The sequence below is a fragment of the Zavarzinia sp. genome, assembly GCF_049306435.1.
In the GTDB taxonomy this organism is placed as follows: domain Bacteria; phylum Pseudomonadota; class Alphaproteobacteria; order Zavarziniales; family Zavarziniaceae; genus Zavarzinia.
On sequence record NZ_JBAQRT010000121.1, the window covers coordinates 1 to 11,955 of the forward strand.

11 protein-coding genes are annotated in these 11,955 nt (G+C 65.9%); 2 read left to right on the forward strand and 9 right to left on the reverse strand.

Annotated elements, in window-relative coordinates:
• The coding region (locus tag WAZ62_RS06405) for a hypothetical protein (RefSeq protein WP_422642680.1) at positions 1 to 724 on the forward strand (724 nt) is incomplete at its 5' end.
• On the opposite strand, the gene WAZ62_RS06410 is transcribed toward WAZ62_RS06405, so the two are convergent.
• Both WAZ62_RS06410 and WAZ62_RS06415 read right to left on the reverse strand, forming a co-directional pair.
• A complete protein-coding gene (locus tag WAZ62_RS06410) occupies positions 696 to 1,469 on the reverse strand; it encodes a hypothetical protein (protein WP_422642681.1) in 774 nt (257 codons plus the stop codon). The genes WAZ62_RS06405 and WAZ62_RS06410 overlap by 29 nt on opposite strands.
• A 54-nt stretch (positions 1,470 to 1,523) precedes the next feature.
• Positions 1,524 to 2,333: a hypothetical protein gene (locus tag WAZ62_RS06415; RefSeq protein ID WP_422642682.1), complete on the reverse strand. Its 810-nt coding sequence runs from the start codon at positions 2,331 to 2,333 to the stop codon at positions 1,524 to 1,526.
• A 208-nt stretch (positions 2,334 to 2,541) separates the two neighbouring features.
• On the opposite strand from WAZ62_RS06415, the gene WAZ62_RS06420 reads away from it, so the two are divergent.
• Positions 2,542 to 4,359: a calcium-binding protein gene (locus WAZ62_RS06420; protein WP_422642683.1), complete on the forward strand. Its 1,818-nt coding sequence runs from the start codon at positions 2,542 to 2,544 to the stop codon at positions 4,357 to 4,359.
• Between the two features lies 1 nt (position 4,360).
• On the opposite strand, the gene WAZ62_RS06425 is transcribed toward WAZ62_RS06420, so the two are convergent.
• The 7 genes from WAZ62_RS06425 to infB form a co-directional block, all read right to left on the reverse strand.
• The gene (locus tag WAZ62_RS06425; protein WP_422642684.1) at positions 4,361 to 5,128 is read right to left on the reverse strand and encodes a hypothetical protein; all 768 of its coding nucleotides are present in this window, start codon (positions 5,126 to 5,128) and stop codon (positions 4,361 to 4,363) included.
• 112 nt (positions 5,129 to 5,240) lie between these two features.
• The gene (gene pnp / locus WAZ62_RS06430; protein WP_422642685.1) at positions 5,241 to 7,364 is read right to left on the reverse strand and encodes a polyribonucleotide nucleotidyltransferase; all 2,124 of its coding nucleotides are present in this window, start codon (positions 7,362 to 7,364) and stop codon (positions 5,241 to 5,243) included.
• A gap of 244 nt (positions 7,365 to 7,608) precedes the next feature.
• Entirely contained in the window at positions 7,609 to 7,878 is a 270-nt protein-coding gene (gene rpsO / locus WAZ62_RS06435) for a 30S ribosomal protein S15 (RefSeq protein WP_422642686.1), read from the reverse strand.
• Positions 7,879 to 7,889: 11 nt separating this feature from the next.
• Entirely contained in the window at positions 7,890 to 8,819 is a 930-nt protein-coding gene (gene truB / locus WAZ62_RS06440; RefSeq protein ID WP_422642687.1) for a tRNA pseudouridine(55) synthase TruB, read from the reverse strand.
• Complete coding sequence (locus WAZ62_RS06445) at positions 8,816 to 9,286, reverse strand: YbaK/EbsC family protein (protein ID WP_422642688.1); 471 nt, start codon at positions 9,284 to 9,286, stop codon at positions 8,816 to 8,818. Before WAZ62_RS06445 ends, truB begins: the two co-directional genes overlap by 4 nt.
• 80 nt (positions 9,287 to 9,366) lie before the next feature.
• Complete coding sequence (rbfA, locus tag WAZ62_RS06450) at positions 9,367 to 9,825, reverse strand: 30S ribosome-binding factor RbfA (RefSeq protein WP_422642689.1); 459 nt, start codon at positions 9,823 to 9,825, stop codon at positions 9,367 to 9,369.
• Positions 9,826 to 9,951: 126 nt separating this feature from the next.
• Positions 9,952 to 11,955, reverse strand: a 2,004-nt coding sequence (infB, locus tag WAZ62_RS06455) for a translation initiation factor IF-2 (protein ID WP_422642690.1), incomplete at its 5' end; no start/stop codon positions are given.

The following is an 11,955-nucleotide window of genomic DNA, read 5'->3' on the forward strand; positions in this document are numbered from 1 at the left end:
CCCCGCGCCGGGCGCCGCCGAGGTCCCGGCCCCGGTGAAGCCCGCCTTCGACCGCTATCTGGCCCTGCTCGCCAGCGGCGACGCCGGCACGATCCATGACGAGCTGCTGGACCCGGACACGCGGGAATCGGTCAGCCGCGACACGGTGGTCGCCATGTACAAGGACCGCGCCGATCGCTATGGCGACGGTGACGGCCTCCCGGTCGTGGTCGCGGCCCTGCAGCTGGAGCAACTGCCCTTCCAGCCGAAATCCAGCGGGCCGTTCTATTACATCCGGACCGAAACCAGCCTGTCCAAGGGCACGGTGGCCGATGGTCTGATCTTCCGCGACAATGGCGCGGGCGAATGGGTTCTCGCGGATGTCGAGATTCAGGCGGCGGCCAAGCCCCTGTCGGCGGGTGAGCGCGACCAGACGGTCGGTGTCGCGAGCAAATTGTTCCAGGGACTCGACAACGGCGAAGTGACCACGTCGCTGCTGGTCAGCCCGGCGCCGGATACCACAGAATGGTTCGACCAGGTGCAGAGCATGCGCGGCGGCGACCTGACCGATCGCAAGCTGGTCGCCAGCTATCCCTTCACCGAACTGCTGGGCGAGACCGGCGACTTCGTCTATGTCCAGTTCGCCGCCAGCTTCACCGATGCGAGGGTGACCGAACAGGCCTGGCTGCGGCGCGGGGACGGCGGCTGGAAGGTGGTCAGGTTCTGGGCCCAGCCGCAGTATTGAGCGTCGGCGGCGGCGCACCGTTCAGGGCGAAATAGGCCTGGGTCAGGCCGACCAGGTGGGGGGCATAGGACAGGCCGCCGACGAAGCCGGCGACCAGCGCCACGATGACCGCGAGGACGAGGGCGCTGTCGGGCTGAGCCAGGGCAATCGAGCTGATGAAGTTCGACGCCATGACAAAGGGCAGGCCGACCACCATCAGGAAGGCGAACAGTTTCGCCCGCGATCCCTTGACGAGGGCGAAGGAGCGCCGGGGATCGACCGTCTCGCCGAAGAAGGCGAGCACGGGGCCGAAAACGAAACCGGTCGCGAGATAGAGAAAGCCGCCAGCGGCCACCAGCATCACCACCGGATTGACCAGCGCGCCGGGGAACAATCCTTCCGCCACCCCGAGCAATACACCGAGCGCGGCCAGCAGGGCGATGATCTGGCCCAGCACGAGGAAGGCGCGCCGGGTCGCCACGGCCGGGCTGACCACGGGCGGGCGATCCAGCACCCGGGCCAGAAGATCGCCGCCCGCCTTGACCGCGAAGGGAATGGCCAGGGCCAGCCCGACCATGGTGCCGAGCACCGCCGCGACGAGGCCGCTTTCACCTTCGAGATCGAACAGCGCGATCGCGCCATGGGCGACGATCAGCGAGACGATCGAGGGCACGACCCCGAGGCAGAAGGCCAGACGCAGCGACTCCCGCTCGAAGGTCACGCGAAACGCGCTCTGGATCATCAGGGCGAGCAGGGCAGGGGGCATGGCATCGGGTCCGCAATGACTGGACGACCCTGCTACCCCGGATCGGCGACCGGCTCAACCCTCAAAGGCGGTGGGGGCGATTTCAGGTGGCGGGCTGGCGGCCATCCGGGCGTCGGCTTCGTCCATGGCTTCGAAAAAATCGCGCAGGACCAGCAGCTGGAAAGCCACGCCCAGCAGGCCAAAGAGCGCCGATATGGTCAGAAGACCGCCATAGGGGCGCATGAATAAAGGCTGGATCGGTTCGTACCTCAGCAGGACTTGGATCGGCATCGTGACCAGGACAAGCAGCACCATACCCCCGACCAGGCGCAAGCGCCGTCCTCGGGCATAATCCCTGGCCTGGCGAAAGCCGAAGCGGCCTTTGAACATCACGCCGTAGCCGTAAAAGATATGGCTGAAGAGGCACCAGAGCGCCACCAGCATCGGAAGCAAGGTCAACAGGATACCGTAGATCGGGCTTGTCTCCTCGGGCCTGAACAAGAAAGCCTGCAGGAGTGCGCCGGGGAGGAGGATGACGAATAAAGCCGCGAAGAGGATCGCCGCGACTTTGAGGGCGCGCAGACTTCCCCGCCACCAGGTGACCGGAAAGGGGCGTCCGAAGACATCGGCGCTCAAGCGGGACGAGAGAATGACGAAAAGAGGCAGGGAGAGAAGACCGAGCAAAATGTTCAGGATATTGGTCTGCCACAGATAACTCTGCCAGGCGTCGGGATCGTTGAGTGCCGTGAGCTGCGCGATCCGGATTTGCGCCCAAATCACGAACACCCCGGCGCTCGCGACCTGAAGGCCGACGAAGCCCAGGGTCACGGGGCGGATCGTGTTGCGGATGGCGAAAGTGAAGGTGGACCAGACGGACACTGTCATCGAACTCTCCTGCGACAGGGGCAGGCTGACAGGATTCAATCCTGGCGGCAATATTATAATTTCCATCAACCCAGAATATTCATCTGCCGATCTGGTCCTTCCCCCCTCACTCGACCCGATTTGGCATCTTCCGGCCGCGCCTTCCTGCTGACAGGGATGTTAGTCTCTGCGCGACAGGACAAAAGTCCGTCGCATCCGGGGGGAGAACATGCCGATATTCGATTACAAGGGGCAGGACGGCCGCGAATTGCTGGGCACCGCCTGGTCGCTGGCGTCCTATACGGGCATCCAGTCCTTCGGGGCGGAGCCCTTGCTGCCCCTGGCCAATCCCCTGATGAACGTCGCCCTTGGCACAAACGCGCAGCCGCCTTCGGGCTGGCGGGAGGTTTCGGCGGCGGAGCTTGGCGTCGCGCCGGGCAAGGTCGATCTGCAGGGCTTCTTCGCGGGAGAGGGGCTGACGGGCGGCCTCCTCACGTCGCAGGCCAAGATCTGGGCGCGCGAGGACGCGGGCGGCCAGATCGCGCAGATCGCCATCGTCTATGCCCCGACCAACAATGCGACCGACCTCATCGATTATCCGGCGATGATCTCGGGAGAATATGTCCACGCCTTCGATTATCTGCTCGAGGCGGTCAAGGATCTCGCCGTGGCCCAGGGCCTCGATGGCAGCGATATTATCGCCACGGGTTACAGCCTGGGCGCCGGCGCGACCAACAACATGTTCGCGATCAAGGACACGGCCTGGGGCGGCTTCTATGCCGATAGCGATTATGTCGCCGGGGCGGTGCCGGTCATCGTCGACCGGCCAGGCATCGCGAATATCGGCTTCGAGAACGACGTCGTGCACCGGGTGGCGGGGGATTCCACCGCGTTTCAGGATGCGATCGACAATGTGCTGCTGCCGAACGACCCCAAATTCGCCAATTCGGTCGACAATCTGATCCTGTTCGACGATGCCTATGCCAGCCCGCTCTGGCCCTACGGCGTTTTCAGCATCGCCAATCTCACCGGCTGGATCGCCCATCTCGAAGGCGTCTTCACCAACCCGGTGGCGCGAATCGGCCAGTCGAGCTTCTACGATTATATCGAGCAGGACAGCGTGATCCTGCTCTCCTTCCTCAGCAATGCCACGCGCCCGATCACCTGGGTGCAGGATCGCGACACGCCGACCTCGGACCATTTCGGCGATCCCGCCTTCCTGATCGGCACCGATTACCTCGACAAGCTGGCGGATGGCGCCAGCGACGATTTCCTCGACGGTTTCGGCGGCAATGACCGCTTCCGCCTGACCACGGGCACCGACACGGTGGCGGGCGGCCTTGGCACCGACACGGTCGAGGTGAAGGGCGCCGCCGCCCGTTACGATGCCTTCCATTTGTCGGACGGCACGCTGTTCCTGCTCGATACCGGCAACCTCTATGGTCTCAAGGAATTGACCGGGGTGGAGCGAGTGACCTTCTCCGACCGGCCGGGGACCTGGTTCGGTATCGGCGACAAGGGCCTGACCAGCGGCACCGGCCTGTCCTTCATCGCCTATGACGCGGCGACCGAAGGCACGTCGGGCAAGGACACGCTGACCGGCGGCGTCGCGGCCGACCGTATTTTCGGCCAGGCCGGCAACGACAAGCTCTATGGCGGGTCGGGCGACGATCTCGTCCATGGCGGCGACGGCAATGATTACGTCTATGGCGATGCCGGCAGCGACCATGTCTATGGCGGCGCCGGCGCCGACCGGCTTTACGGCGGCCTCGGCAACGATCAGCTGACCGGCGGCGTCGGCAGCGACCTGTTCTGTTTCAATTCGGGCAGCTTCGGCCACGACCGCATCACGGATTTCAACATCCACGAAAACGGCCACGACCAGCTGCTGTTCCTGAAATCGCGCTTCGCAACGGTGGACGCGGTGCTGGCGGCGGCCCATGCCGATGGCGCCAATGTTGTCATCGACGCCGGCAGCGGCAACAGCGTGACCCTGGTCGGCGTCGCCCTCGCCGACCTGACGGCGGCGGATATCGTCCTCGTCTGATCTATCGGGCGGCCGCCTCTGCCTCGAAGTAGAGGCGGCTGAACAGCACGGCGATGGGAACCGTCGCCGTGGCCGCCAGGGGGTTGAGGGCGAGGTACATGGCCAGCTTCAGTACCCGGCTGTCTCCGGCGAACAACAGCGGCAGTATGAACAGGGCACCGATCGCGAGGATCGCCGCGACGAGAACAAGGAAGCGGATGGGCAGCGTGAAACGCTGCCCCCGTGACAGACGGCGCGCGGCGCCGAAACTGGACCGGCCCTCGTACAACACGCGCATCAGGTAGAAGATGTGAAGGTTCGCCAGCACAAAGACGGCGGCCACGGCGATGGCGGCGGCGGTGGCGCCGATGGTGTCGATGGCGCCGGGGAGCACGGATTTCGTTACCAGAATGACGAGGGCGTAGGGAATGACGATCACCGCGATGAGTGTCAGCCCGCCGAGGATCTGCGCCTTCGCCCAGCGGAAGGCGCCTTCGACCGGGCCGACCGGCAGCGGGCGACCGAACAGGCGGCCGTTCAGGCGAGAAACCAGCGCGACGACGAACGGCAGGGTGACGATGGAGAGCAGCATGTAGAGCCCATTCGTCTCCCGCTCCATCTGCATCAGCTCGAAAGGCATGAAATAGGGGTCGGTGAAGAACCGCGTCAGCCGGCCCGATGCCGCCAACAGGATGATGGTGTTGCCGACCTCTATGGCGGCGAGCCCCAGGGCTTCCCGGCTCCACCAGTGACGCAGGGCGAAGAGCACCGGCCCGAACAAACGCTTCAAGGGTTCAGCTCCCATTGCCTCGCCGGAAGGTAGTGCGGATACCGGCGACGGGCAAAGAAAAAGGGCGGCCCCGCGGGACCGCCCTTGTCTTTGCGATGAAGCGGCGGGCCGATTACTCGGCGTCGGTGCGCTTCTCGGGGACGATGTCGGCGCCGGTCTGCTGGTCGACGACCTTCATCGAGAGGCGGATCTTGCCGCGCTCGTCGATGCCGAGGACCTTCACCTTCACGGCGTCGCCTTCGTTGACGACGTCGGTCACCTTGGCGACGCGCTTCGAGGCGAGTTCCGAGATGTGGACGAGGCCGTCCTTCGAGCCGATGAAGTTCACGAAAGCGCCGAAGTCGACGACCTTCACGACCTTGCCGTCATAGACTTCGCCGACCTTGGCTTCGGCGACGATGCCGTTGATCCACTTGATCGCGGCTTCGATCGCGTTGACGTCGGAGGCCGAGACCTTGATGGTGCCGTCGTCCTGGATGTCGACCTTGGCGCCGGTCTTTTCCACGATCTCGCGGATGACCTTGCCGCCGGTGCCGATCACTTCGCGGATCTTTTCCTTGGGGATCGTGATGGTCTCGATGCGCGGGGCATAGGCGTTGACTTCGGTGCGGGCACCGGTCAGGGCCTTGGCCATCTCGCCGAGGATGTGCATGCGCCCGGCCTGAGCCTGGTGCAGCGCGACCTTCATGATCTCTTCGGTGATGCCGGTGATCTTGATGTCCATCTGGAGCGAGGTCACGCCCTTGTCGGAACCCGCCACCTTGAAGTCCATGTCGCCGAGGTGATCCTCGTCGCCGAGGATGTCCGACAGGACGGCGAAGCGATCGCCTTCCTTGATCAGGCCCATGGCGATACCGGCGACCGGGGTTTCCAGCGGCACGGCGGCGTCCATCAGCGCGAGGGAGGTGCCGCAGACCGTCGCCATCGACGAGGAGCCGTTCGACTCGGTGATTTCCGAGACGACGCGCAGCGTGTAGGGGAAGGCGTCCTTGGCCGGCAGCACCGGACGCACGGCGCGCCAGGCCAGCTTGCCATGGCCGATCTCGCGGCGGCCCGTGGCGCCCATGCGGCCCGTCTCACCCACCGAGTACGGAGGGAAATTGTAGTGCAGCATGAAGTGCTCGTGGTAGGTGCCCTCGAGCGCGTCGATCATCTGCTCGTCGTCGCCGGTGCCGAGGGTCGCGACCACGAGGGCCTGCGTCTCGCCGCGGGTGAACAGGGCCGAGCCATGGGCGCGCGGCAGCACGCCGACCTCGGCCACGATCGGGCGGACGGTGACGAGGTTGCGACCGTCGATACGGGTGCCCTTGTCGAGGATGTCGTTGCGGACGATGTCCGATTCCAGCGCCTTGAACTGCTCGACGACACGGGCGACGTCGAAGCCTTCGGCGCCCAGCTCGGCGACGGCCTTCTTCTTGGCGGTGCCAACGGCGTCGTAGCGGGCCTGCTTCACGCGGATGCCATAGGCGGCGCGAAGGTCAGCCTCGACGACGTCCTTGAGGCGGGCGACGAGGGCGCTCTCGTCCGGGGATTCCGGCAGGGCCCAGGGCTCCTTGGCGGCGGCTTCGGCGAGTTCGATGATCGCCTGGATCACCGGCTGCATCTCGCGGTGGCCGAACATGACGGCGCCCAGCATGATCTCTTCCGACAGCTGCTTGGCTTCGGATTCGACCATCAGCACCGCGTCGCCCGTGCCGGCGACCACGAGGTCGAGGTCCGAGGTCGGCAGTTCATCGAGCTGCGGGTTGAGGACATATTCGCCGTTGATGTAACCGACGCGGGCGGCGCCGATCGGGCCGAGGAACGGCACGCCCGACAGGGTCAGGGCGGCGGAGGCGCCGATCAGGGCCGGAATGTCGGGATCATTCTCGAGGTCGTGGCAGAGAACGGTCGCGATGACCTGGGTCTCGTTGCGGAAGCCCTCGACGAAAAGCGGGCGGATCGGGCGGTCGATGAGGCGGGAGACCAGGGTCTCCTTCTCGGTCGGACGGCCTTCGCGCTTGAAGAAGCCGCCGGGGATCTTGCCCGCGGCATAGGCCTTTTCCTGGTAGTTCACCGTGAGCGGGAAGAAATCGACCCCGGGCTTCACGGATTTGGCGGCGACGGCGGTGACCAGCACGGTGGTGTCGCCATACTGGACGAGCACGGCGCCGTCGGCCTGACGCGCGATGCGGCCGGTCTCGAGGACCAGCTGGCGACCGCCCCAGGTCAGTTCCTTGCGGTGAATGGTGAACATATCTCTATCCTTCCTGCCGGGTTTCCGCCCTTGCGGCCAACCCGTGGGCTTTCAGCCCCGTCGGGGCAGCGGCCCCTGCCGCACCCCTGGATGCCCGCGCCGGACCTTCCGCGCGGTATGTTCCGGAAAAACCCCCCGGAAATGGGGAAGGGCCCGGCGGGCAGCGTCCGTGGTTACGGACGTGCCGGCCGGGCCCCGATGTCCCGAAAGGGCGGCGCGATGGTGATATCGTCCGCCCTCATCGTCACTTGCGCAGGCCGAGACGGCCGATCAGGCTCGTGTAGCGGGCCATGTCGCGCGACTTCACATAGTCGAGCAGGCGGCGGCGCTGCGACACCATCATCAGAAGGCCACGACGGGAGTGGTTGTCCTTCTTGTGGGTCTTGAAGTGTTCGGTGAGGTTGGAAATGCGCTCCGTGAGGACCGCGACCTGCACTTCCGGCGAACCGGTGTCACCTTCGTGCGTGGCGTATTCCAGAACGAGCGCGGTCTTGCGCTCCGGCGTGATCGACATCGTGTGGTCTCCTAATCAAGGTGGAAAACACGTACCGGGCGGATGAGCGGGCCATCGACCCGCCCCAACGCCACAAGGCCCGTCGGCGCCATCAGGCGAACCACGGCATCCCCGTCACGCTGCTGCACGGTACCCGGCATCCCGATTGCCCGGCCATCCTTGAGGGCCCGGGCATCACCTGCCGTCACGGCTAGCGCCGGGATGTCGTCCAGCGCAGTCACGACGGGCAGCAGAATGCCGTCAGGGGGCGATGTATGAAGCAATTCCGGGTGGTTTTCCACAAGATTCTGGATCTGCTCCGGGCTCACCGCGCGATCCAGCCCGAAGGGTCCGACCCGCAGCCGGCGCAGCATCACGACATGGCCGACGGTGCCGAGGGCCAGCGACAGATCCCGCGCCAGCGAGCGGACATAGGTCCCCTTGCCGCAATCGACCTCGAAGGTCGCATGATCGGCATCCGGGCGCTCGATCAGGCGAAACGACAGGATCTCAACGGCGCGCGCCGCCAGTTCGACCGCTTCCCCCGCCCGGGCCAGGTCATAGGCCCGCTCCCCGTCGACCTTGATCGCCGAGAAGATGGGCGGCACCTGGTCGATCCGGCCGTGGAAGGCCGGCAGGGCGGCTTCGATCGCCGCCGTATCGGGCCGGAGGTCCGAGGTCGCGGTCACCTCGCCCTCGGCGTCGAGGGTGGTGGTCTCGATGCCGAAGCGGATGGTGAAGCGATAGGTCTTGCTGGCGTCGACGACATAGGGCAGGGCCTTGGTGGCTTCGCCGAAGGCCAGCGGCAGGATGCCGGTCGCCAGCGGATCGAGCGTGCCGCCATGGCCGCCCTTGGCCGCCGACAACTGCCAGCGCACCTTGCCGAGGGCCTGGGTCGAGGTTATGCCCAGCGGCTTGTCGAGGATGACCCAGCCGTTGACGATGCGCTTGCCGCGCTTCAAGGCGCCGGGTCCTGGCAGATGTCGACCCAGGTGGCATCGGTGATGGCGGCGAGGCGGTCCGGCGCGATGAACAGCGCGGAATGGGTCGAGCCCGCCGCCGGCACGACGACATCAAAGGCTTTCAGCGAGATATCGCAATAGACCTTCAGCGGCCGGGCGAGGCCGAAGGGACAGACACCGCCGACCGGATGGCCGGTGAGTTCGGACACGTCCTCGACCCCCAGCATCCGGGGTTTCGCGCCGAAGGCGGCCTTGGACTTCCTGTTGTCCAGCCTTGCATCGCCCCGCGCGACCACCAGCACCACCTCGTCGCCGAGGCGCAAGGACAGGGTCTTGGCGATCTGTCCCGGCGCCACGCCATGGGCGACGGCGGCCAGCGGCACGGTCGCCGAGGATTCCGCTGTTTCGATGATGACGATATCGGGGGCGTGCTGCGCCATGAAGGCGCGAACGGACTCGAGACTCATGGGGTGTTCTTTATCTTGAGAGCCCCTCACCCCGACCGTCTCCCCGCCTGTGGGGATGGGGTCGCGGGGAACGAGCTGGCCTATTTCTCGTCGTCGTCGGCCCAGCCGGCTTCCTCGAGGTCGTGTTTCACCCTCGGGGTTTCCAACAGGGTGCGGATACGGTCGGCCTCGTCGAAGCTCTCGTCGCCGATGAAGGTCAGCTTGGGGGTGAACTTCAGTTCGGTCCCCCTGGACACCTGGCCACGGATGAAGGTCGCGGCATGGTTCAGGGCGGCGATGATTTCCGTCGTCTTCTTGCCCGACAGGGGCAGGGCGAAGACGGTGGCGTTCTTCAGATCCGGGCTGACCCGGACTTCCGACACGGTGATGGCGATCCCGGTCAGATGGGGATCATGGATCACATCACGGCGCAGCAGGTCGGCGATCAGGTGGCGCAGCAACTCGCCGACGCGCAGCTGGCGCTGGCTGGTCGGGCGACCGTCGCGGTGATCCTCGTCGCGACCCGGCCGGCTGCCCGCCGGCGAACGACCACGAGGCATGGCATGTCCTTTCCGAAAGACGAACTCCGGCCTGTCGGCCGGAGTTCACTGTTCCCTTCAGGGCCATCGCGGCCCCGCGAAGCGAGCCAAGGCGGCGGATGCCGCCGCCCGGCGCTTGAGGGCAGACTAGAGAGTCCGCGCGATTTCCTCGATCTCGAAGCATTCCACGACGTCGCCGACATGGAAGTTCTCGTAGTTGTCGAAGGCCATGCCGCATTCGAAGGTCGCCTTCACTTCCTTCACTTCGTCCTTGAAGCGGCGGAGCGAGGACAGCGTGCCTTCGTGGATGACGACATTGTCGCGGATCACGCGCACCTTGGCACCGCGCTTGACGACGCCATCGGTGACCAGGCAACCGGCGACCTTGCCGGACTTGGTGATCTGGAACGTCTCGCGGATCGAGGCGTAGCCGAGGAAGGTTTCCTTCAGCGTCGGCGCCAGCAGGCCCGAGAGCGCCGCCTTCACTTCATCGACCAGGTCATAGATGATCGAGTAGTAACGGATCTCGACGCCTTCGTGATCGGCCATCTCCCGCGCCTGCTTGTTGGCACGCACGTTGAAGGCGATGATCGGGGCGTTGGACGCCTTGGCTAGGGTCACGTCGGATTCGGTGATGCCACCGACCGCGTCGTGAAGGATGCGGACCTGGACCTCGTCGGTGCCCATCTTGGTGAGCGAGCCGACGATGGCTTCGAGCGAGCCCTGCACGTCGGCCTTGATGACGACGGGCAATTCCTTGGCCTGGCCTTCTTTGATCTTCGAGAACATCTGTTCCAGCGAGACCCGGGCGGTGCCGACGGCACGCTGTTCCTTGGTCCGGCGCTGACGGAAGGCGGTGACTTCGCGGGCGCGGGCTTCGGAGTCGACGACCTGGAAGTCGTCACCCGCCGACGGCGTGCCGGTCAGGCCCAGCACTTCGACCGGGACGGCCGGGCCGGCTTCCGCCTGCTGATCGCCGCGATCGTTGAGCAGGGCGCGCACCTTGCCCCATTCGGAACCGGCGACGAAGATATCGCCGACCTTCAGGGTGCCCTTCTGGACCAGAACGGTGGCGACCGGGCCGCGACCGCGGTCCAGCTTGGCCTCGATCACGACGCCCGCCGCATCGCGGTTCGGGTTGGCGCGCAGCTCGAGGATTTCCGCCTGCAGGAGGATGGCTTCCTCCAGCTTGTCGAGACCGATGCGGCTCTTGGCCGACACTTCGATCGCCTGCACTTCGCCGCCCAGCTCTTCCACCACCACTTCGTGCTGAAGCAGGTTCTGGCGGACCTTGTTGGGGTTGGCGTCGGGCTTGTCGATCTTGTTGATGGCGACGACCATGGGCACGCCGGCCGCGCGGGCATGGCGGATCGCCTCGACCGTCTGGGGCATGATGCCATCGTCGGCCGCGACCACGAGGACGACGATATCCGTCGCCTTGGCGCCGCGGGCCCGCATCGCCGTGAAGGCTTCGTGGCCGGGGGTGTCGAGGAAGGTGATCTTCTGACCGCTGCGCAGCTTCACCTGATAGGCGCCGATATGCTGCGTGATGCCGCCGGCTTCGCCCGCGGCGACATCGGTCGAGCGCAGGGCGTCGAGCAGCGAGGTCTTGCCGTGGTCGACGTGACCCATGACGGTGACGACCGGCGCGCGGGCAACCAGGTTCTCGTCGACGTCGACTTCACCTTCGAGGCCGATTTCAACGTCCGACTCGGCGACACGCTTCAGGCGGTGGCCGAATTCGGTCACCACCAGTTCGGCGGTATCGGCATCGATCGACTGGTTGATCGTCGCCATGACGCCGAGGCGCATCAGCTGCTTGATCACGTCCGCGCCACGCTCGGCCATGCGGTTGGCCAGCTCCTGCACGGTGATGACTTCCGGCACGATGACGTCGCGGACGACCTTGACCTTGTCTTCCTGGCCACGCATCTGGCGCTTCTCGCGCTCGATGCGGCGGCGCATGGAGGCGATGGAACGCTGACGCTCCTCACCATCGATCGCGGCGGTGACATTGACCTTGCCCGAACGGCGCTTGTCGTCGGTACGGCCGGGTTTCGGCGCGACCGCCTTGGGGGCGACCTTCGAGGGCACGCCACCGGGCTTCTTCGGCCGCGGACGGTCCTCGTCGTCGAGCACGCGGGGCAGGCT